Annotated in this window: 28 protein-coding genes; all 28 read right to left on the minus strand. The window is 48.1% G+C overall.

Annotated elements, in window-relative coordinates; genetic code table 11:
- Positions 1–6 precede the first annotated feature (6 nt).
- The 28 genes from rpsM to rpoC all read right to left on the minus strand — a co-directional run bounded on the left by rpsM (position 7) and on the right by rpoC (position 19,506).
- Entirely contained in the window at positions 7–378 is a 372-nt protein-coding gene (gene rpsM / locus GA003_18010) for a 30S ribosomal protein S13 (protein ID QXD27880.1), read from the minus strand.
- A gap of 65 nt (positions 379–443) precedes the next feature.
- Positions 444–1,211, minus strand: coding sequence for a type I methionyl aminopeptidase (gene map / locus GA003_18015; protein QXD27881.1), 768 nt, complete (start codon positions 1,209–1,211; stop codon positions 444–446).
- Positions 1,212–1,250: 39 nt separating this feature from the next.
- A complete protein-coding gene (secY, locus tag GA003_18020) occupies positions 1,251–2,759 on the minus strand; it encodes a preprotein translocase subunit SecY (GenBank protein QXD27882.1) in 1,509 nt (502 codons plus the stop codon).
- Between the two features lie 20 nt (positions 2,760–2,779).
- A complete protein-coding gene (gene rplO / locus GA003_18025) occupies positions 2,780–3,226 on the minus strand; it encodes a 50S ribosomal protein L15 (protein QXD27883.1) in 447 nt (148 codons plus the stop codon).
- A gap of 23 nt (positions 3,227–3,249) precedes the next feature.
- A complete protein-coding gene (gene rpsE / locus GA003_18030) occupies positions 3,250–3,723 on the minus strand; it encodes a 30S ribosomal protein S5 (protein QXD27884.1) in 474 nt (157 codons plus the stop codon).
- An 18-nt stretch (positions 3,724–3,741) separates the two neighbouring features.
- A complete protein-coding gene (gene rplR, locus GA003_18035) occupies positions 3,742–4,104 on the minus strand; it encodes a 50S ribosomal protein L18 (protein ID QXD27885.1) in 363 nt (120 codons plus the stop codon).
- Between the two features lie 17 nt (positions 4,105–4,121).
- A complete protein-coding gene (gene rplF / locus GA003_18040) occupies positions 4,122–4,661 on the minus strand; it encodes a 50S ribosomal protein L6 (GenBank protein ID QXD27886.1) in 540 nt (179 codons plus the stop codon).
- 10 nt (positions 4,662–4,671) lie between these two features.
- The gene (gene rpsH / locus GA003_18045; GenBank protein ID QXD27887.1) at positions 4,672–5,064 is read right to left on the minus strand and encodes a 30S ribosomal protein S8; all 393 of its coding nucleotides are present in this window, start codon (positions 5,062–5,064) and stop codon (positions 4,672–4,674) included.
- A gap of 54 nt (positions 5,065–5,118) precedes the next feature.
- Positions 5,119–5,424, minus strand: a complete 306-nt coding sequence (gene rpsN / locus GA003_18050) for a 30S ribosomal protein S14 (protein ID QXD27888.1) — start codon at positions 5,422–5,424, stop codon at positions 5,119–5,121.
- A gap of 11 nt (positions 5,425–5,435) precedes the next feature.
- The gene (gene rplE / locus GA003_18055; GenBank protein ID QXD27889.1) at positions 5,436–5,984 is read right to left on the minus strand and encodes a 50S ribosomal protein L5; all 549 of its coding nucleotides are present in this window, start codon (positions 5,982–5,984) and stop codon (positions 5,436–5,438) included.
- 97 nt (positions 5,985–6,081) lie between these two features.
- Positions 6,082–6,330, minus strand: coding sequence for a 50S ribosomal protein L24 (gene rplX / locus GA003_18060; protein ID QXD27890.1), 249 nt, complete (start codon positions 6,328–6,330; stop codon positions 6,082–6,084).
- A complete protein-coding gene (rplN, locus tag GA003_18065; GenBank protein ID QXD27891.1) occupies positions 6,331–6,696 on the minus strand; it encodes a 50S ribosomal protein L14 in 366 nt (121 codons plus the stop codon).
- A gap of 26 nt (positions 6,697–6,722) precedes the next feature.
- Positions 6,723–6,992, minus strand: coding sequence for a 30S ribosomal protein S17 (gene rpsQ, locus GA003_18070; protein ID QXD27892.1), 270 nt, complete (start codon positions 6,990–6,992; stop codon positions 6,723–6,725).
- A gap of 13 nt (positions 6,993–7,005) precedes the next feature.
- A complete protein-coding gene (rpmC, locus tag GA003_18075; protein ID QXD27893.1) occupies positions 7,006–7,206 on the minus strand; it encodes a 50S ribosomal protein L29 in 201 nt (66 codons plus the stop codon).
- A gap of 11 nt (positions 7,207–7,217) precedes the next feature.
- The gene (gene rplP, locus GA003_18080) at positions 7,218–7,637 is read right to left on the minus strand and encodes a 50S ribosomal protein L16 (GenBank protein ID QXD27894.1); all 420 of its coding nucleotides are present in this window, start codon (positions 7,635–7,637) and stop codon (positions 7,218–7,220) included.
- 21 nt (positions 7,638–7,658) lie between these two features.
- Positions 7,659–8,291: a 30S ribosomal protein S3 gene (gene rpsC, locus GA003_18085; protein ID QXD27895.1), complete on the minus strand. Its 633-nt coding sequence runs from the start codon at positions 8,289–8,291 to the stop codon at positions 7,659–7,661.
- Positions 8,292–8,309: 18 nt separating this feature from the next.
- The gene (rplV, locus tag GA003_18090) at positions 8,310–8,645 is read right to left on the minus strand and encodes a 50S ribosomal protein L22 (protein ID QXD27896.1); all 336 of its coding nucleotides are present in this window, start codon (positions 8,643–8,645) and stop codon (positions 8,310–8,312) included.
- 12 nt (positions 8,646–8,657) lie between these two features.
- A complete protein-coding gene (locus GA003_18095; protein ID QXD27897.1) occupies positions 8,658–8,999 on the minus strand; it encodes a hypothetical protein in 342 nt (113 codons plus the stop codon).
- Positions 9,000–9,006: 7 nt separating this feature from the next.
- Positions 9,007–9,276: a 30S ribosomal protein S19 gene (gene rpsS, locus GA003_18100; protein QXD27898.1), complete on the minus strand. Its 270-nt coding sequence runs from the start codon at positions 9,274–9,276 to the stop codon at positions 9,007–9,009.
- A 5-nt stretch (positions 9,277–9,281) separates the two neighbouring features.
- The gene (rplB, locus tag GA003_18105) at positions 9,282–10,124 is read right to left on the minus strand and encodes a 50S ribosomal protein L2 (protein QXD27899.1); all 843 of its coding nucleotides are present in this window, start codon (positions 10,122–10,124) and stop codon (positions 9,282–9,284) included.
- Positions 10,125–10,143: 19 nt separating this feature from the next.
- Positions 10,144–10,434: a 50S ribosomal protein L23 gene (gene rplW / locus GA003_18110; protein QXD27900.1), complete on the minus strand. Its 291-nt coding sequence runs from the start codon at positions 10,432–10,434 to the stop codon at positions 10,144–10,146.
- Positions 10,431–11,066, minus strand: coding sequence for a 50S ribosomal protein L4 (gene rplD, locus GA003_18115; GenBank protein QXD27901.1), 636 nt, complete (start codon positions 11,064–11,066; stop codon positions 10,431–10,433). Before rplD ends, rplW begins: the two co-directional genes overlap by 4 nt.
- A 16-nt stretch (positions 11,067–11,082) precedes the next feature.
- Positions 11,083–11,727 (minus strand): 50S ribosomal protein L3, encoded by a 645-nt coding sequence (gene rplC / locus GA003_18120; GenBank protein ID QXD27902.1) that lies wholly within the window; start codon positions 11,725–11,727, stop codon positions 11,083–11,085.
- 92 nt (positions 11,728–11,819) lie between these two features.
- Positions 11,820–12,128, minus strand: coding sequence for a 30S ribosomal protein S10 (gene rpsJ / locus GA003_18125; protein ID QXD27903.1), 309 nt, complete (start codon positions 12,126–12,128; stop codon positions 11,820–11,822).
- Positions 12,129–12,133: 5 nt separating this feature from the next.
- Positions 12,134–14,287 carry an elongation factor G gene (gene fusA, locus GA003_18130; protein ID QXD27904.1) on the minus strand — a complete coding sequence of 718 codons (2,154 nt, stop codon included), beginning with the start codon at positions 14,285–14,287 and terminating at the stop codon, positions 12,134–12,136.
- 9 nt (positions 14,288–14,296) lie between these two features.
- Positions 14,297–14,770: a 30S ribosomal protein S7 gene (gene rpsG / locus GA003_18135; GenBank protein ID QXD27905.1), complete on the minus strand. Its 474-nt coding sequence runs from the start codon at positions 14,768–14,770 to the stop codon at positions 14,297–14,299.
- Positions 14,771–14,780: 10 nt separating this feature from the next.
- Positions 14,781–15,155, minus strand: a complete 375-nt coding sequence (gene rpsL, locus GA003_18140) for a 30S ribosomal protein S12 (GenBank protein QXD27906.1) — start codon at positions 15,153–15,155, stop codon at positions 14,781–14,783.
- Positions 15,156–15,393: 238 nt separating this feature from the next.
- Entirely contained in the window at positions 15,394–19,506 is a 4,113-nt protein-coding gene (gene rpoC / locus GA003_18145) for a DNA-directed RNA polymerase subunit beta' (GenBank protein ID QXD27907.1), read from the minus strand.
- Positions 19,507–19,525: the final 19 nt, after the last annotated feature.

Consider the following 19,525-nt stretch of genomic DNA (forward strand, 5'->3'; position numbering starts at 1 on the left):
AATTAATTATTTGGACATAACGCCCACGGTGCGGCGGCCGCCTTTTCGAGTTCTAGCATTGGTGCTGGTGCGCTGACCACGGACGGGAAGTCCGCGACGATGCCGATGTCCACGGTAACATTGGATGGCTTGCAGACGCTTCATATTAGCAGCAATATCTCGGCGTAGATCTCCTTCCGTCATCCACTGATTGCGGATAATGATCTCAGAAATCTGGTTAATTTGCTCCTCAGTAAGTTCTTGGGAGCGGTGCGCAGGATCGAGCTTCAGCTCATCAAGGATCTGCTTGGCGCGGGTAGGGCCGATGCCGTAAATATAACGCAATGCGTACTCTGTACGCTTGTTATTTGGAATGTCTACACCTAGTAATCGAGGCATTGCTTTTTAGTTGTTTGGAAATTGTGAAAAGTGGCCAAAATAACAGCTGTTTTTTGTTTGAAAAGCTATTTTTTCGGTAAAGTTAATATTTCTGCACCGCCCTGTGTTATAAGGACCGTGTGCTCAAAATGGGCGGATGGTTTGCCATCCACAGTGACTGCGGTCCAGCCGTCTGAAAGCACGCGAACACTGGGATTCCCGAGATTGACCATCGGCTCAATTGCCAAGGTCATTCCTGGTTTTAGTTTGTCTCCTTTGCCCTTGCGACCGTAGTTGGGAATTTGCGGTTCTTCGTGCATGGAGCGTCCCACACCGTGTCCGACGAAATCTCTCACGATCGATAAACCTCGTGATTCGATATATGTCTGCACCGCATTAGAGATGTCCCCTACCCGTCCTCCGGCTTTTGCAACCCGAATGGCGTGATCAAGTGACTTCTTGGTTTCAGTTACTAAAAATTGAACTTCTTCTGGAGCTTCGCCCACGATGACCGTGTTCGCATTGTCTCCGATAAATCCGTTGTAGCTGATGACTACATCCACAGAAACCACATCACCAGACTTAATCGTCCGACGCATACTGCCGATTCCATGAACAACTTCTTCGTTAACCGAAATGCATAAATAACCAGGATAGACCTTACTACCGTTACGATAATTGTAACAGGCACTGGTCGCACCCAGTTCTTGCATGAACCGTTTCCCAGCTTGGTCGAGGTCGTAGGTACTAACCCCCGCTTCGACGAGCTGAGTGACTTTATAAAGAACAGTGGCTGCCACCTCACAGGCCTCCCTCATTTTAAGGATTTCGGCACTGTTTTTGACGGGAATCATAGATTCAATGTCAGGCAGAAATAAACGAACATAGTGCGATCAGAGCACAAAACTGCGTAGAACCCATGAAATGATTCCCACGACAAAAATAAGTCCCAGCACAACCATCAATGGCTTCAGGTTACCCATGTCAGCTGATGATGCGAGTTGGGGACGGGATTTTTTTGCAGGATTGCGACCACGAATGCGTCCTTTTTTGAGGAAGCCATCGTAGTGGCGCTGCAACAAATAAGTTTCCACTTGCTGAAGGACCTGCAGAATTACACCAACAGTAATCAACATACCAGTGCCACCAAAGAAGTTAGCGATCTGGAATGGAACGTTGATGGTAAAAAGTAGCACGTCCGGAAAAACTGCGATGACCGTCAGAAAGACAGCACCGGCAAATGTCAGGCGCGTCATAACAAAGTCCAGGAACTTTGCGGTAGGCTCACCAGGACGAACACCTGGAATGTAGCCACCACCCTTTTTCAAATCATCAGCAATTTGGATAGGCTTGAACATGACCGATACCCAGAAATAACTGAAGATCAGGATGAGGAAGCCAAAAATGAAATAGTAAGAAACGGTTCCTTGGACAAACCAGGCAGACACACTACCGAGGAATTGTAAGGAATCAAAACTCGCAGCCAGAGATGAAAAGATCTGCTGTGGGAACATCAAAATCGCACTGGCAAAGATCACCGGCATAACCCCGGAGTAATTGACCTTCAATGGTAGGAAAGAACTTTGGCCACCATAGACCTTACGACCTACTACGCGCTTAGCATACTGGACCGGGATCTTACGCATGGCTTGAATCACAGCTACCAACCCTGCGGTCACGACCAGCAGGAGCACTAACATGGCCGCGAGCTCCGGAATCTCGATACGATTGGTTCCGATCGGAGCAAAGACCATACGCCATAGCGTCATGAGAGCATTCGGCAGGTCAGCGATAATACCAACCATAATCAAGAGCGAGACACCCTGACCTATCCCCTTCTCAGTAATCTGTTCACCCAACCACATCATGATGATGGTTCCGGTCGTGAGAATAATAACTGAGTTAAAGACAAACCAACCACCGTCGTTTAGGATGATGGATCCATAGGTGCTGGTATCAAATCCTGAGAACAAGCCTCCTGGATTCTTAAGACCGATAATAAGAAGGACGCCTTGAACCAGACAGATGACAATCGTCGCCAAGCGAGTGTATTGAGTGATCTTCTGACGGCCAACATCACCCTCGCGTGCAAGACGAGCCAATGAAGGTACCACAGCCGTCATCAACTGAAAGATAATTGAAGCCGAGATGTAGGGCATAATGCCCAAGGCAAACACAGCACCTTTTAGCAGAGCTCCACCCGTAAACATGTTGTAGAGTCCAAGTACTCCAGCTGATCCCGAGGCCGTTTGAGCAGCAAAGAAATCCTGCAAAGGAGTCGGGTCGACACCAGGCAACGGAATGTTGGCCCCGATACGGGCAACAAACAGCATAGACAACGTATAAAAAATCTTATTACGCAGCTCCGGGATCTTAAAACTATTTGAAAAGGCGGATAACATCTAGGTTAGAGGGTGAGGCGTTAAGAGAGAACGATCGCTTCTCCGCCTGCTTTTTCGATTTTCTCTTTAGCAGATGCAGAGAATTTGTGAGCGCTCACCTTGAGTGCTTTTTCCAGGTCACCCGTTCCGAGGATCTTTACCAGCTTTGAATCAGGGCGGAGGATACCAGCTTTGGCCATGGTCTCAGGAGTCGCTTCCGACTCATCACCCAATTTAGCCAAATCACCGACATTTACTACTTCGTACTGGGTGGTAAACTGTGCATTACTGAAACCGCGATGTGGCAGCTTCCGGTAAAGAGGCATTTGTCCACCTTCAAAACCGATGGGAATACCTCCACCACTACGAGACTTCTGTCCCTTATGGCCCTTGCCGCAAGTTTTGCCGAGGCCGGAACTTTCTCCATTGCCTAGACGTTTTTTACGGTGAACGGCACCTGGTGTATTTGTAAGATTATGTAATCTCATGATTGAAATTGCTTCAGTGTTAATTAGCTACGGAGTGCAGCAATCTGTTCCTTAGAACGCAGTTGTCTCAATCCATCCATAGTCGCATTGATCATGGCACGGTGGTTGTTTGAACCAAGAGACTTGGAAAGGATGTTTTTAATTCCAACGGCTTCGAGCACTGCACGTACCCCACCACCAGCAATAACACCGGTTCCGGGACCCGCAGGTCGGAGAATCACTTTTCCACCACCAGAAACACCGATAACAGCGTGTGGGATGGTATCGTCGCGCAAAGGAATGGAGACCATATTCTTGTGAGCCTTTTCAGTGCCTTTACGAATAGCTTCAGGAACTTCCTTTGCTTTTCCCATTCCAACACCGACGCGGCCTTGGAGGTCACCACTGACAACAGTGGATGAAAAACTGAAACGACGTCCGCCCTTTACAACTTTGGCGCAACGGTTGATGTGGACAACTTTATCGACCAATTCTGGTGCTTCTTCTGGAGTAGCCATAATAAATTCTTTCTAAAATTAGAATGCTAGACCACCCTCCCGAGCAGCTTCAGCAAATGCTTTAACACAACCGTGGTAGATGCGACCACTTCGGTCAAATACAACACTCTCAACACCAGCCTTCTTGGCCTTTTCAGCTACAAGCTTACCGACGGATTGAGCACCTTCAACATTCGCTTTCAATTTGTCGGCCTTTAGGTCTTTGCCCAAAGAGGAAACAAAAACGATAGTCTTACCAGCTTCATCGTCGATGACTTGGCCGTAAATGTGTTTGTTGCTTAGGTGGACAGCCAAACGAGGACGCTCTTCATTACCCGAAATTTTCTTACGAATACGCCAGCGACGTTTTTGCTGTTGGATAGATTTTTTATTCGTTTTCATGCTCAGGATTCTCTCACTTATTTACCGGCTGTTTTACCTTCCTTGCGGCGTACGTATTCGCCAACAATCTTCACACCCTTGCCCTTATATGGCTCTGGCGGATAGAAGGCACGGATGGATGCGGCCACTTCACCAACGAGTTGCTTATCGATACCTTCGACCTTCAACTTGGTGTTCTCGGTTACGGTGATTTTGATTCCTTCCGGGATGTCGTAGATACAAGGGTGAGAATAGCCGAGATTCATATCCAGCTTATTACCACTCAATGCAGCACGAAAACCGACTCCACTGATTTCAAGGTCCTTGCTATAACCGGTGGTTACACCATTCACCATATTGGCTATCAGTGCACGAGCGGTGCCATACATTGCACGGGCGAACCGAGAATTGTTAGAGGGTTCCACAGAAACGGTTGCATCTTCTTGGGAGATGGATACCGCATTCGGGAACTGATGAGAAAGTTTTCCCTTAGGTCCTTCAACCGATACCATATTGGCTTCGATTGAAACGGTCACTTTTTCAGGAATGTCTACAGGTAATTTTCCAATTCTACTCATTGTTTTCTCCTTACCAGACTTTGCAGACAAGTTCCCCGCCAACGTTTTGCTGACGAGCTTGGTAATCGGTCATCAAACCACGAGAAGTGGTAAGAATTCCAGCACCCATTCCACCCAATACTTTGGGCACTTCAGAAGCAGCGAAATAGAGGCGACGGCCGGGACGGCTGTAACGCTCAATTGAAGTGATGGCGGATTCGCCATTCACGTATTTCAGCTCTACCTTCAGGTATTTTTTGTTACCGGGAGCTTCAATATCCTCGAAGCCTTTGATGTAGCCGCTTTCTTTAAGAATGCGTGCAATTCCCAGTTTCATTTTGGAATGCTGAACCTCGATGGATTCTTTCTCTGCTGTGAAGGAATTCCTTATTTGTGTTAAAAAATCTGCGATCGGATCTGTCATGATTGATTAAGTGTTTGGTTGGATGATATCCGTATTCCCAACGTGTTTGATTAATTACCAGGATGATTTAGTGACACCTGGGATGCGACCGGCCAATGCCATTTCGCGAAAAGTGATACGAGAAAGACCAAAACGTCCCAAATAAGCACGGGGACGACCGGTTACATTACAACGGTTGCGGAGGCGCACTTTGGAAGAATTCCGTGGCAACTTGCAAAGCTTGCGTTGCGCATCCCAGAATTCCTCATCTGTGGTTTCCGAGCTGGCGAGAATCTTTTTAAGTTCTGCTCGCTTGGAAGCATATTTTGCCACCATGCGCTCGCGTTTTTTGTTACGATGAATAGCTGATATTTTTGCCATAATACAAAGGGTTAAGCGTTGCGCTTGCGGAAAGGCATTCCAAGAAGAGTTAGAAGTTCACCACCTTCATCGTCATCTTTTGCTGATGTTACGATGCAGACGTCCATACCGACCGTGTGCTTGTGAGTATCCACATTGATCTCTGGGAATATGGTGTGGTCAGTAATACCAAGAGTGAAATTACCACGGCCATCCAACTTCTTATTGATACCACGAAAGTCACGAATCAGTGGTAGCGATACCGTAATCAGGCGATAAAGAAATTCCCACATGCTGTTTCCACGCAGAGTGACTTTAACACCGACAGGCATACCTTCGCGGAGTTTGAAGTTAGAAATACTTTTGCGAGCAAGAGTGATGACAGGTTTCTGCCCCGTGATCAGGCCATAATCCTTCGCAATATCGTTAATGACATTCTTGTCGTTGTTAGTGCCAACGCCCGTATTCAGAACGATCTTTTCAAGCTTGGGAACTTGCATCACGTTCTTATAACCGCGGCTTTTCATAAGCGCGGGAACGATTTGCTCGCTGTAGGTAGTTTTTAATTCTGGTTGATTCATTTTTGCTTTTTGCCGGACTTTTAACCCGACGGCTAAACGTTAGAGCCCTGTAGAAAAGTGGTGGAGAAAGACAAAGTTCAGTAGCCTTGGCAAGGGGTTATTTGGACTGTCGCGAGTTATAGCGCGACTCTTCCATCAGATTGGAAATATGAAGACTCGCTTCACGCTCAATTATACCGCCTGGATCTTCCTGGCTGGCCGCCTTCTGGTGACGTTTTACCATATTGAGTCCTTCAACAATCGCACGGTTCTTACCCTTTACGATCTGTAGGACTTTGCCGGATTTACCTTTTTGGCTTCCGCTAATGACGACAACGGTGTCTCCCGTTTTAATATGCGTTTTCATTTATAAAACTTCCGGTGCTAGAGAAATGATTTTCATGAAGCGCTTGCGGCGCAGTTCACGGGCAACAGGTCCGAAGATACGGGTGCCCTTTGGGTTTTTGTTGGCATCGATTAGTACAATCGCGTTGCTGTCGAAACGAAGATAGCTACCGTCAGCGCGACGGATGGGTGCCCGAGTCCGAACGACTACGCCACGGACGACTTCGCCTTTTTTCACAGAAGCGTCGGTGGAGCTCTCCTTAATGTGGCATACAATAACGTCGCCGACACTGGCCGTTTTCTTCATTTGGCCAAGACGACGAATCATCTTTGCCTTTTTGGCGCCGGTGTTATCCGCGATTTCTACACTACTTAGAAGCTGTATCATTATAAATATCCTCTATAAATAGAAGGTTAGTCCAGAACCGGAGCTACGTGAAGCACTCGGGTGATGCGCCAACGCTTTAGCTTACTCAGTGGACGTGTTTCCATGATTTCCACCTTGTCGCCAGGTTTGGTTTCGTTCTGCTCGTCGTGAGCGTGGAGTACGGTCTTACGATTGATCACCTTATGGAATCGTGGGTGAGGAATCTTATAGGCAACCGTTACTTTAACCGACTTGTCGCCGGAACGGCTGCTTACAACTCCTTGTAAAAGTTTTCTGCTATTTCTTTCTTCAGACATGACAATGCTTCTCCTAGTTGGCGGCTGCGGCAGCGCGCTCTTTCAAAATGGTTTCCATGCGAGCAATGTCCCTGCGCAGTTCAAGTAACTGAGAGGGGGCTTCTACTTGCCCGGCTTGCTTACGTAGGCGCAAATTCATCAACTCCTGACGAGTATCTCGCACCTTCTTTTCAATTTCCTGTTCTGACAGGTCTCTAATTTCTTTGGCTTTCATGGTACTAACTCCTACTCCGCTATTTCGCGGACAACAAAACGACATTTGAATGGCAGCTTACCATCGGCGAGGCGAAGGCCTTCGCGAGCAAGTGATTCACTGACTCCACCTACTTCGTAAAGCATGGTGCCTGGTTTGATAACTGCAACCCAGTGATCAACCGCTCCCTTACCCTTACCCATCCGTACTTCTAATGGCTTCTTGGTAACAGGCTTCTGAGGAAATACACGGATCCACACTTTACCTTTTCTTTTGAGGTGACGAGTTACAGCAACACGAGCAGCTTCAATCTGCTGTGAGGTCATGGCTCCACGCTCAAGGGATTGGATTCCGAAATCACCGAAGGAAAGTGTGTTTCCTTTTTGGGCGATCCCCTTAACACGACCTTTGTGCTGCTTGCGATATTTGGTTCTAGATGGAAGTAAAGGCATGATTCAAATTCTCCTTATCGATTACGACTGTTCTTCGTTTTCTTTTAATACCCAGCACTTAACACCAATGATACCGTAAACGGTGTTGGCTTCAGCGAAACCGTAGTCGATGTCTTCGCGAAGGGTGTGCAATGGAACACGGCCTTTTTTGACCATTTCTGCACGGGCAATATCAGCGCCACCGAGACGACCAGCGACACGAATCTTAATTCCTTGAGCACCTAAGCTATCTGCGATTTGGACCGCCTTCTTCATGGCACGGCGGAAAGATATACGACGCTCCAACTGAAGGGCTACGTTCTCAGCAATCAATTGAGCTTCCAACTCAGGCTTCTTAATCTCCTGAATGTCGAGCATCACTTCGCGCTTCACTAGCTTGTTGAGCTGGGCCTTGAGTTTTTCAAGCTCTTGTCCCTTGCGGCCAATAACGATACCTGGACGAGCCGTGTAAATCTTTACGCGAATACGGTTCGATGCACGCTCGATAAAAATACGAGGCACGGAGGCATATTTCAGCTTAGCCGTTAGGGCTTTGCGGATATGGTAATCTTCTTCCAGGCAGCTGCTGAAGTTTTTCTTATCGGCATACCAACGCGATTCCCAGTTGCGGCGAACTGCGAGGCGAAAACCAATTGGATGTGTCTTTTGTCCCATGATGCGTGTGTCTCTAAATTATTGGTTGTCCGACAATACAATGCGGATGTGGCTAGTGCGTTTCTTATAGGGCTTGGCGGAACCACGGGCACCTGCACGAAAACGCTTCAGGCTTGGGCCTTCTTCGATGATTGCTTTGCTGATGATGAGCTGGTCACCTGACAGGTTGTTGTTGTTCTCTGCATTCGCGATTGCGGAGTGCAAGGTCTTACCAACAAGACGAGCCGCCTTGCGGGGGATGAACTTCAACAGTTGCTCTGCTTCAGCCGCGGGACGGCCTTGGATCTCGCGAGTTACTTCGCGAGCCTTTTTAGGTGATATGAGCACGTATTTGGTGAGTGCCTGGACTTCCATGATTTCTATCGTTTAAAGTGTTCTTAATTTCGGTGTAGCTCGATCTCCGAGAGCGAATGCTTTGTTCGGGCTAATTGAAGTGATGAGTGCTACTGAACAATCGCTTTGGGAGCGGGTGACCAACAATTCTCCAATCTTTCGCTCATTGCGAAAAACAGAGAGAACCATTCCACGTTCGATGCCTTGTTGGAGCCCACCACTGATAGCGACGAGGTCCGCCAGATCTCCAGCCTCAATGGCGGAGATAAGCATTTGCCCTGAAGCATCCTGAGAATTTGAATACAGCACTGCGGAACCGGCTCCGTAAATCAGAGCAGCTACTATCAGCGAACGTATCCAAAGAATCAGTTTCATGCTAAAGTTATTTCTTGGTCATTCCTCCGTGGCCTTTAAAAGTGCGAGTAGGAGAAAATTCACCGAGTTTGTGACCGACCATATTTTCTGTCACATAGACCGGTAGAAAAGACCGACCGTTGTGCACATTGATGGTAAGACCAACAAAGTCAGGAGTGATGGTTGACCGGCGAGACCAGGTGTTCAGTCCCTTGCGGGAGTCTGTTTTCTGAGCTACCATGACCCGGTCCATGAGTTTGGGGTCTACAAAAAATCCTTTTTTGAGTGAACGTGCCATAAGTTTTAGCGCTTAAATTTCTTTCCGTTACGGTTAACCAAGATGAACTTGTTGGTCGTCTTTGACTTGCGACGTGTAGGGAATCCCTTGGAAAGTTGTCCCCAGGGAGACATCGGATGCCCACCACCTGAAGTACGACCTTCACCACCACCCATTGGGTGATCAACCGGGTTCATTGCAACACCACGAACGCGTGGGCGTTTGCCCATCCAACGAGAACGACCGGCTTTACCAATAGTCCTGCTTTGGTGTTGGTTGTTTCCGACTTCACCGATGGTTGCACGACACTTCTTGTTAAGGAGACGAATCTCCCCACTCGGCATCTTTACAGTAGCGAAATCGCCATCAAGGCCCATCAATTGAGCCGCGTTTCCTGCAGAGCGAGCAACTTGCCCACCTCTGCCCGGAATCAACTCAATATTGTGAATCTTGGTTGCTGGTGGAATAACCGAAAGCGGCATAGAGTTGCCTGGGTCGATCGAAATTCTGCTTTCTGATGAAAGAACGGAATCACCGATAACGAGCCCGCGAGGAGCAATGATGTAACGCTTCTCACCATCGGCATAGGCCAGCAGAGCCAAATTGGCTGAACGATTCGGATCATATTGGATGTCCTGAATCTTAGCTGGAATGTCGAATTTGTTGCGGTGGAAATCGATAATACGGATGTGGCGTTTGTGTCCACCTCCACGACGACGGGAAGTGATACGGCCATAAGCGTTCCGTCCAGCCGAACTTTTCTTGTGAATAGTCAGACGACGTTCAGGACGGTTTTTGGAAAGGTCCTGCTTGTTCTGCTTATAGAACCTCTGACTAGGCGTAATGGGTCTTTTTTCTACGAGTGCCATTTGAAAATAACGTTATCGGTTATACGATTTCGATGGTGTCACCTTCCTTCAGAGAAACGATAGCTCTCTTGATGGATGCCTTTTGGCCAAACTTGCCACGGCGACGGCGATCACTCTTTCGCTTACCTTTGCGGTTGAGGATGTTTACGCGGGTTACAGACACATTGAATGTCTTCTCTACCGCATGTTTCACAGATATACGGTCCGCATCCGGAAATACATCAAAAGTGTATTGTCCCAAATTAGAGGACAGGATGTTGGATTTCTCCGTAATACTAAATTCTTTCAATATTTGGTCGGCAGGTTTCATGAATTGTCGGCCTCCATACGTTGCATGAGAATAGCGAGAGCAGCTTCGGTCAGGACGATCGTGCCATAAAGCGCGAGCTGCAATGTATTCAGGTTAGCGGCATCTTCACGATCGACGCCTGCGATGTTGCGAGCAGCCAGGTGAATCGTATCAGAAATCTCGGCATCGACGAGCAGGATGGATCCGCGCTCAGGAGCAATTTGCTTAAGCACATCTACAACCAGCTTGGTCTTTGGCTCGGATACCTTGAATTCATTGATTACCACCAGTGATTCATCAACCACACGGTCGAAAAGGGCGCGCTGGAATGCCAGAGCTTTCACCTTCTTATTGACCTTCTTGGAATAATCCCGGGGCTTAGGACCCATGGCTACACCACCACCAGTCATGATTGGCGAGCGGCTACTACCCTGACGAGCCATACCCGTTCCTTTTTGGCGAAAAGGCTTTTTACCACCTCCGCTTACATCGGCTCGAGTCTTGGTCTTGTGAGTGCCATAGCGTTTGTTGGCGCGAATAGCAGTGATAACCTCCTTGACCGCTTGAGTGCCTTTTGAGCCTTCAAAGGTTGGACCGGCGAATTCTTTTTCGCCGCTGGAAGTTCCGTCTGATTTAAAAGTCTTCAATTTCATCGTTTAAGTGCTCCTGTTAGGCTTTCTTAACGCGGGTTTTCTTGGACGTACGGATAAGGACCTCAGATCCGTTGAAGCCAGGGGTGCTGCCCTTGACCAGGATGAGGTTCTTGTCTTCGTAGATCTTAACGATCTGCAAGTTTTGTACGGTACGACGTTTGTTACCCATGTGGCCCGGCATGATCTGGCCCTTGAACACGTGTCCAGGATCCTGACAGAGTCCGATAGAACCCACGCGTCGGTGAAACATAGAACCGTGAGAAGCAGGACCTCCCTTGGTGTTCCAACGTTTAACCACCCCTTGGAAACCACGGCCTTTAGTGGTACCAACAATATCCACCTTCTTGCCTTCTTCAAAACCACTCACAGTCAGCGTGTCGCCGATGTTGTGACCAGGGGCTTCCTTACAGCGAACTTCTTTCAAAACAGAAAGACCTTCCTGGGAAGCTTTGGCGAGGTGGCCATTCTGGCCAGCCGACATGTTTTTAGCCTTTTTGCGAGGGAAGCCGATTTGGATGGCGTTGTAGCCATCGGATTCCTCGGTCTTGACCTGAGTTACTGGACAAGGTCCAGCTTCGAATACGGTGACGGGAACTAGACGATTTTCTTCGTCATAGACCTGCGTCATCCCAAGTTTTTTACCAATGAGTGTGTGTAGCATTTTTTAAGCGGTAGGCGGAACCGGAGCTCCCTTTTCAGTAGTCCTACTTTAATGATGTGAAATTAAGTTACTTCAGTACTCGGATTTAAAAATTAAACGTTGATTGAAATATCCACTCCAGATGGAAGATTCAGCTTCTTAAGCTCGTCGACCGTCTGAGCAGTAGGCTCAACGATATCGATGAGGCGCTTGTGCGTGCGGATTTCAAATTGCTCCATGGATTTCTTATTTACGTGCGGAGAACGGTTCACAGAGAACTTCTCAATATGAACGGGAAGAGGAACTGGGCCAGAAACCCGTGCTCCGGACCGCTTGGCAGTCTCCACTATATCCTGGGCGGAAGAATCGATTACTCGGTAATCGAATCCCTTAAGTCTGATGCGTATTTTTTGAGCGGACATATAAATTAAGTGCGAACGGGTTCGCGATAGGTAGTTTGTGTAATAGACTCTAAGAGGCTGGTGGGCACTTCCTCAAAATGTGAGGGCTCCATGGAGTAATTTGCCCGGCCTTTGGAAAGCGATCGTACATCGGTCGCATAACCAAACATCGCCTCTAATGGTACCATGGAAGAAATAATGCAAGCATTCGTTTTCGTTTCCATGTTTTGAATGCGACCCCGGCGACGATTTAAGTCGCCCATAACCTCTCCTTGGTAATCTTCCGGAGTGGTTACTTCTACGCTCATGATAGGCTCAAGCAATATGGGGCCTGCATTCTTCATGGCATCACGGAAAGCAAAAATACCAGCCATTTTGAAAGCCATTTCGGAGGAATCGACGTCGTGGTAGGACCCATCGACGATGCGCACTTTGAAATCGATTACCGGGTAGGCAGCGACGACACCATTTTTGGCAGCTTCGTAGATGCCATCCATAGTTGGCTTAATAAATTCTTTAGGAATCGCACCGCCTACAATTTCGGAAACGACTTCGACTCCGGCACCTTGTTTGTTGGGCTCAATCTCAATGACAGCATGACCGTATTGGCCTTTACCACCGGATTGGCGGACAAACTTACCTTCACCACGCGCACTATTCGAAATAGTTTCGCGGTAAGCGATTTCGGGCTTTCCGGCTCGGGCTTGTACTTTGAATTCACGGAACAAACGATCGCGGATAATCTCGAGGTGAAGCTCACCCATACCTGCAATCAGCGTCTGCCCGGTTTCTTCATTGCTGGAAACTTGGAAAGTTGGATCTTCGTCCGAAAGACGACTTAACGCCATCGACATTTTTTCCTGATCGGCCGTAGTGTTAGGCTCGATGGACATAGAAATTACGGGTTCTGGGAATGTGGGAGGCTCAAGAGCTACATCCAGTGATTTTTCGCAAAGCGTATCACCGGTCTTCACATTTTTCACTCCGATCATGGCACAGATGTCTCCGGAGTAGGCTACATCAATATCGTCGCGGGCGTCAGCCTTCATGATTAAAAGGCGACTAACGCGCTCCATCTTGCGAGTGCGAGGATTATAGACCTGTGTTCCCTTTTCCAGCTTGCCGGAGTAAACGCGGAAAAATACCAGTTTCCCAACAAATGGATCTGTCCAGAGCTTGAAAGCCAACCCAGCAAACTTGCTGCTGTCATCTGGGCCAAGTTCCACATCTTCCTCCTTCGAATTATGTCCGCTCATCGGAGGTAGGTCCAAAGGTGAAGGAAGGTAATTCACAACCGCATCGAGTAAAGATTGAACACCTTTGTTTTTGAATGCGGATCCAGGGATGACCCCAATAAATTGAATAGAAGTAGTCGCCTTTCGCAGCGCTATTTTAAGCTCATCTTCTTCGAGCTCTTCACCACCTAGGTATTTTTCAGCGACCACATCGTCGAAATCTGAAACAGCTTCGATCAGGGTTTCACGGTGGGTATCAGCCTGCTCGCGCAAGTCAGCTGGAATATCATTCACGTCGAACCTTACGCCAAGTGCATCTGACTCATCAAAGTAGATCGCTTTCATCGACACCAAGTCGATAAGGCCGACAAAGTCTTCTTCTGCACCGATGGGGAGAAATAATGCATGAGCGTTAGCACCCAGCTTATCGCGCATTTCCTCAATCACCGCAAAGAAGTCGGCTCCGACTCGGTCCATTTTGTTAATAAACGCGATCCGAGGCACACTATACTTATCGGCTTGGCGCCACACAGTTTCGGACTGAGGTTGAACACCACCCACTGCGCAAAATACAGCTACAGCTCCGTCAAGAACTCGAAGCGAACGCTCAACTTCGGCGGTAAAGTCTACGTGACCAGGAGTGTCGATAATGTTGATGCGATGCTCTTGACCATTAAAAGGGCCTTGTTTGGTTTCCCAAGCACAAGAGATGGCAGCCGAGGTGATAGTAATACCACGCTCACGTTCCTGCGCCATCCAATCGGTCACAGCTGTGCCTTCATGAACTTCGCCAATTTTGTGAACAACCCCGGTATAGTAGAGTATACGCTCTGTGGTCGTTGTCTTTCCCGCATCGATATGGGCAGCTATGCCGATGTTCCGAGTACGCTCCAAAGGAAACTCGCGCTTGGGCGAATTCTTTGAAGATATGTCGGAAAAACCCATAGTTACTCCTTACCAGCGAAGGTGCGCGAACGCACGATTGGCCTGGGCCATGCGATGGGTATCTTCACGTTTCTTAACGACCACACCGGTACTGTTGTAGGCATCTACAATCTCGAGCGCGAGGGCCTCGGTGAAAGGCACACCCTTCCGACTCTTAGCCGCTTGGATCAACCAGCGAAATGCCAGACTCTGCTGACGCTCGAAAGAAATCTCTACTGGAACCTGATAGGTAGCACCACCCACACGACGACTCTTAACTTCCAGGCGTGGACGGATGTTTTCCAAGGCTCCCAAAATGAGATCGATAGGATCACCCTTCTCCAGCTTTTCAGCTACGAGTTCAAAGGCTCCATATACGATTTTTTGCGCAATGGATTTTTTTCCAGAACGCATAACCATATTGGTTAGATTACTAACCAGCGTGCTGTTGTAACGAGGATCGGGAATGGGTACCCGTTTTACTGCTCTGCGACGACGTGACATAGTATAAAGCTTATGATTTTGGACGTTTTACCCCGTATTTCGAACGGCTACGGCGGCGTTTATCCACACTCAAACAGTCCAAAGTTCCACGCACGATGTGGTAACGCACACCGGGTAAATCCTTCACACGACCACCGCGAACCAGCACGATACTGTGCTCCTGAAGGTTGTGACCTTCGTCGGGGATGTAGGCGATGATTTCATGACCGTTGGTCAAGCGAACCTTGGCAACCTTGCGGATAGCAGAGTTCGGTTTTTTAGGTGTACGGGTCATTACTTGGACACAAACTCCACGGCGAAATGGGTTTGAATCCAAGGCTGGCGATTTGGATTTGGTCTTAACGACCTTCCTGCCTTTGCGAACTAACTGGTTAATGGTGGGCATTGTATATGGTACAAATTTTGCGAAAAGAGGTGGAAAGTATCACCCTGCAGTTGTTAATCAAGTATTAATTTGGCGTTTTTTCGGATAGAAATTCAGCTTCCTTCAATTCGAAGGAATCCAAGTATCTATCGGGCTTTGCGCCGCTGAATGGTGCTCTAAGAAAGCGCTGATAAAATGACTGAGGCAGACCCCTTATAAAGGGCCTGCCCCAACCGGTAAAAATGGTTAAGAAAAAACCTTAGCCAACTTCTTCATCCGAGTCGTCATCAGACACGAATTCGTTGCCGAAGGTATCAATTTTCATGTTCCGATACTTAGGCAGTCCGGTTCCCGCAGGAATCAAGTGACCCATGATGACGTTTTCCTTAAATCCGGTGAGGTCGTCGACCTTTCCGAGAGTAGAAGCGTCAGTCAAAACACGGGTTGTTTCCTGGAAAGAAGCAGCAGAAATGAAACTCTCGGTCTCAATAGAGGCCTTGGTAATACCAAGGAGAATAGGTTCCCCTTCAGCAGGCTTACCACCAGCTTCGATGATCCGTTCATTTTCCACCATAAAGGTTTTCCGTTCGATTTGCTCACCCCAGAAGAATTCAGTATCCCCTGGATCGGAAATGCGAACTTTCCTAAGCATTTGGGAGATAATGACTTCGATGTGCTTATCGTTAATCGTAACACCCTGCATGCGATATACCTTCTGGATTTCAGAGAGCAGGAATTCCTGTAAGGCTGTAGGCCCGAGAATATCAAGAATCTCATGTGGATCGGCTGAACCTTCAGTCAGGTGCTGGCCTTTGTAAACACGGTCGCCCACCTGGACAATGATGTGCTTACCATGAGCGATCAGATGATCTTTTTCTTGGCCTGATTCTTCGTCAGATACCACGAGGCGTTTTTTGCCGCGAACACTGGTTCCAAAAGAAACAATACCGTCGATCTTGGCCATTTCCGTAGCTTCCTTCGGACGGCGAGCTTCGAAGAGCTCGGCAACCCGTGGAAGACCACCGGTAATATCCATGGTCTTGGACGCCTGACGTGGAGTCTTCGCAATCAAAGTTCCAGCTGTAATGGTGTCACCCTCCCCTACTGCGACCTGTGCTGCGGTCGGAATTGCGTAGGTTGCGATGGCTTTTCCAGAATCATCCTGAATCTCAAGTTGAGGATTCAAATCTTCCTTGTGCTCAGTGATTACTACACCGATCCGGCCAGTTGATTCGTCCAGCTCCTTTTTGATAGTTACACCAGGAATCATGTCGCGGTAGACGATATGACCTGCTTTTTCAGAAAGAATAGGCACATTGTGCGGATCCCATTGAGCCAAGGTAGCTCCTGCTTTAATCTCAGAACCGTCCTCGAGTTGGATTACGGCTCCTACTGGGATGGCGTAATTTTCGAGTTCTTTATCGTTCTTATCGAGAATCTGGATAGATCCAGTCTTGTTCAATACCACGTGCACACCTTTGCCAACTTCTACGAAGCGCAGGCCGGTGAACTTAGCAAATCCGTCGTTACGAACCTGGATGTCATTGCTCTTGGACAAGTTCGATGCAATTCCACCGATGTGGAAAGTACGCATGGTCAACTGAGTTCCAGGTTCACCAATAGATTGGGCTGCGATGATTCCTACAGATGATCCCATTTCCACAGTCTTATTTGTGGCAGGATTGATTCCGTAACTGCGGGCCGTAATTCCGTTGATGCCGCGGCAAGTCAAAGGTGATAGAATCTTAACACGTTCGATTCCCAACTCCGCGATGCGCTTGCCCATCGCCTCAGTTACCATTTCGGCTTCTTCAACAAGCACTTCATCCGGGTTCAATGGGTTGCGAACTTCTTGAGCCACACAGCGACCGATAATACGATCTTGGAGTGGCACGATCTCCTCATCACCTTCACGAATATCACGCTTCCAGATACCGTCACGTTGTCCGTCATCATCTTCAGAGATAATCACGTCCATGGCCACATCACAAAGCTTACGAGTCAGGTAACCAGCATCTGCAGTCTTAAGAGCCGTATCTGCGAGTCCCTTACGAGCACCGTGAGTAGAGATAAAGTATTCGAGAACTGAAAGACCTTCCTTAAAGGAGGAAAGAATCGGACGTTCGATAATTTCACCAGATGGTTTAGCCATCAATCCACGAGTTCCGCACAACTGACGAACCTGTTGACGGTTACCACGAGCACCGGAATCCATCATTAAGTAAACTGGGTTTGGTTCAGCCTTACCATTGTTGTCGTCCAAACCTTCGAAGGTTGCCTTCTGAATTTGGTCGGTTGCTCCGGTCCAGATATCGATGATCTTGTTGTAGCGCTCACCTTGGGTAATGATACCCTTGCGGTATTGCTCTTCAACTTCATCAATCTTGGAACGAGCATCTCCAACGATGCTGTCTTTGCTTTCAGGAATGATCATATCGCTCACACCCATGGAAATACCAGCGGTGGTTGCGATATCGAAACCGAGTTCCTTTAGATCATCGAGAACCTCAATGGTCTTTTCCTTACCAGAGACCTGGTAGGTAGACAAAATGATATCACCCAACTTGGACTTAGGCACGGCGACGTTGATGAAACCTAATTCTTTTGGCCAAATCTGGTTGAACATGATCCGTCCAACTGTGGTCCGAATGATCTTACGCTTATTATTACCGTATATCGTTTCCGGACCTTCAAAGTCTGGATTTACCAGATCAATCCAGTCGTGCTTATTCAGGATACCGTCTGCTTCAGCGAGAAGAATCTCATCCACTTCAGAAGCGAGAGGAACTCGTTGGCCTTCAGCAGGTTTTGTGCGAGGCTCGAGAGTCACATAGTAGGCTCCCATAACAACGTCCTGTGAAGGAGTCAGCGCAGGTTTACCACTCGAAGGAAGGAAGATATTGTTGGTAGCAAGCATGAGGAGCTTACACTCCATAATCGCTTCCAAAGACAATGGAACGTGTACCGCCATTTGGTCACCATCGAAGTCAGCATTGTAAGCCGCACAAACGAGTGGGTGAACACGGATAGCATCTCCCTCAATCAAGACAGGCTCGAAAGCTTGGATTGAAAGACGGTGAAGCGTTGGAGCACGATTCAAAAGAACAGGGTGACCAGCGGTTACTTCTTCAAGAATATCCCATACTTCCGGAGTCCGTTTCTCGATCATCTTGCGAGCACCGCGAACCGTGTGCACAAATCCGAGCTCTTTCAATCGACGGATAATAAAGGGTTCGAAGAGCACCAAAGCCATCTTCTTAGGAAGACCACATTGGCTGAGCTTTAGATCAGGACCAATAACGATCACAGAACGACCAGAATAGTCTACGCGCTTACCGAGCAAGTTTTGACGGAAACGACCTTGCTTACCTTTGAGCATGTCACTCAAAGATTTTAGAGGACGATTTCCAGCACCGGTTACGGCACGGCCGTGACGGCCATTGTCGAACATCGCATCGACCGCTTCTTGCAACATGCGCTTTTCGTTATTGATAATAACGTCTGGCGTCTTGAGCTGCATGAGGTTTTTCAAACGGTTGTTCCGGTTGATTACTCGGCGGTATAAATCATTCAAGTCAGAGGTCGCGAAGCGGCCACCTTCCAACGGAACCAAAGGACGCAAGTCGGGAGGAATGACTGGAAGAACTTCAAGAACCATCCACTCGGGACGAGTGTCACTATTAATAAACCCTCCAATAAGCTTCAAGCGTTTGGAGATCTTCTTCTTAATCTGCTTGGAGCGAGTGTTTTGCATCGCTTCGTGCAGCTCGTCCACCATGGGCTCGAGAACAGCATTGGTCAAAACGTCGCGGATAGCTTCTGCACCCATCTTCGCGTTGAACGCATCTTCACCATACTCATCGATCGCGTCCTGGTATTCAGACTCGGTAAGTAGCTGCTTCTCTTCGAGAGGAGTCTTACCGGCATCGGTCACCATATAGTTCTCATAGTAAATAACGCGCTCAAGATTACGAGCGGTCATGTCGAGCATGAGACCGATGCGACTAGGCATACTCTTTAGGAACCAAATGTGAGTAACCGGAACAGCCAACTCGATGTGTCCCATGCGATCGCGTCGTACCCGTGAAACGGTTACTTCAACCCCACAACGATCACAGACAACACCCTTGTATTTGATACGCTTGTATTTGCCACAGGCGCATTCGTAATCCCGAACGGGACCAAAAATGCGTTGGCAAAACAGGCCACCTGGTTCGGGTTTAAAAGTCCTGTAATTGATGGTTTCCGGATTCTTTACTTCACCACGCGACCACGAGCGGATGGTGTCAGGGGACGCTAAGGTGATCTTGACGGAGTCAAGCTGGTTTTCTCGGTCAAATCCGAGAACTTCTTTTGCTTCTTGTGTGCTCATTCTGGGTAGTGGCGTAAAA

The sequence above is a fragment of the Opitutia bacterium ISCC 52 genome (assembly GCA_014529675.2).
Taxonomy (GTDB): Bacteria; Verrucomicrobiota; Verrucomicrobiia; order Opitutales; family UBA2995; genus UBA2995.

What these genes read in the sequence shown, in the direction of transcription:
- rpsM (QXD27880.1), bottom strand. Translation starts at nt 378, where the DNA reads ATGCCTCGATTACTAGGTGTAGACATTCCAAATAACAAGCGTACAGAG.
- map (QXD27881.1), bottom strand. Translation starts at nt 1,211, where the DNA reads ATGATTCCCGTCAAAAACAGTGCCGAAATCCTTAAAATGAGGGAGGCC.
- secY (QXD27882.1), bottom strand. Translation starts at nt 2,759, where the DNA reads ATGTTATCCGCCTTTTCAAATAGTTTTAAGATCCCGGAGCTGCGTAAT.
- rplO (QXD27883.1), bottom strand. Translation starts at nt 3,226, where the DNA reads ATGAGATTACATAATCTTACAAATACACCAGGTGCCGTTCACCGTAAA.
- rpsE (QXD27884.1), bottom strand. Translation starts at nt 3,723, where the DNA reads ATGGCTACTCCAGAAGAAGCACCAGAATTGGTCGATAAAGTTGTCCAC.
- rplR (QXD27885.1), bottom strand. Translation starts at nt 4,104, where the DNA reads ATGAAAACGAATAAAAAATCTATCCAACAGCAAAAACGTCGCTGGCGT.
- rplF (QXD27886.1), bottom strand. Translation starts at nt 4,661, where the DNA reads ATGAGTAGAATTGGAAAATTACCTGTAGACATTCCTGAAAAAGTGACC.
- rpsH (QXD27887.1), bottom strand. Translation starts at nt 5,064, where the DNA reads ATGACAGATCCGATCGCAGATTTTTTAACACAAATAAGGAATTCCTTC.
- rpsN (QXD27888.1), bottom strand. Translation starts at nt 5,424, where the DNA reads ATGGCAAAAATATCAGCTATTCATCGTAACAAAAAACGCGAGCGCATG.
- rplE (QXD27889.1), bottom strand. Translation starts at nt 5,984, where the DNA reads ATGAATCAACCAGAATTAAAAACTACCTACAGCGAGCAAATCGTTCCC.
- rplX (QXD27890.1), bottom strand. Translation starts at nt 6,330, where the DNA reads ATGAAAACGCATATTAAAACGGGAGACACCGTTGTCGTCATTAGCGGA.
- rplN (QXD27891.1), bottom strand. Translation starts at nt 6,696, where the DNA reads ATGATACAGCTTCTAAGTAGTGTAGAAATCGCGGATAACACCGGCGCC.
- rpsQ (QXD27892.1), bottom strand. Translation starts at nt 6,992, where the DNA reads ATGTCTGAAGAAAGAAATAGCAGAAAACTTTTACAAGGAGTTGTAAGC.
- rpmC (QXD27893.1), bottom strand. Translation starts at nt 7,206, where the DNA reads ATGAAAGCCAAAGAAATTAGAGACCTGTCAGAACAGGAAATTGAAAAG.
- rplP (QXD27894.1), bottom strand. Translation starts at nt 7,637, where the DNA reads ATGCCTTTACTTCCATCTAGAACCAAATATCGCAAGCAGCACAAAGGT.
- rpsC (QXD27895.1), bottom strand. Translation starts at nt 8,291, where the DNA reads ATGGGACAAAAGACACATCCAATTGGTTTTCGCCTCGCAGTTCGCCGC.
- rplV (QXD27896.1), bottom strand. Translation starts at nt 8,645, where the DNA reads ATGGAAGTCCAGGCACTCACCAAATACGTGCTCATATCACCTAAAAAG.
- GA003_18095 (QXD27897.1), bottom strand. Translation starts at nt 8,999, where the DNA reads ATGAAACTGATTCTTTGGATACGTTCGCTGATAGTAGCTGCTCTGATT.
- rpsS (QXD27898.1), bottom strand. Translation starts at nt 9,276, where the DNA reads ATGGCACGTTCACTCAAAAAAGGATTTTTTGTAGACCCCAAACTCATG.
- rplB (QXD27899.1), bottom strand. Translation starts at nt 10,124, where the DNA reads ATGGCACTCGTAGAAAAAAGACCCATTACGCCTAGTCAGAGGTTCTAT.
- rplW (QXD27900.1), bottom strand. Translation starts at nt 10,434, where the DNA reads ATGAAACCTGCCGACCAAATATTGAAAGAATTTAGTATTACGGAGAAA.
- rplD (QXD27901.1), bottom strand. Translation starts at nt 11,066, where the DNA reads ATGAAATTGAAGACTTTTAAATCAGACGGAACTTCCAGCGGCGAAAAA.
- rplC (QXD27902.1), bottom strand. Translation starts at nt 11,727, where the DNA reads ATGCTACACACACTCATTGGTAAAAAACTTGGGATGACGCAGGTCTAT.
- rpsJ (QXD27903.1), bottom strand. Translation starts at nt 12,128, where the DNA reads ATGTCCGCTCAAAAAATACGCATCAGACTTAAGGGATTCGATTACCGA.
- fusA (QXD27904.1), bottom strand. Translation starts at nt 14,287, where the DNA reads ATGGGTTTTTCCGACATATCTTCAAAGAATTCGCCCAAGCGCGAGTTT.
- rpsG (QXD27905.1), bottom strand. Translation starts at nt 14,770, where the DNA reads ATGTCACGTCGTCGCAGAGCAGTAAAACGGGTACCCATTCCCGATCCT.
- rpsL (QXD27906.1), bottom strand. Translation starts at nt 15,155, where the DNA reads ATGCCCACCATTAACCAGTTAGTTCGCAAAGGCAGGAAGGTCGTTAAG.
- rpoC (QXD27907.1), bottom strand. Translation starts at nt 19,506, where the DNA reads ATGAGCACACAAGAAGCAAAAGAAGTTCTCGGATTTGACCGAGAAAAC.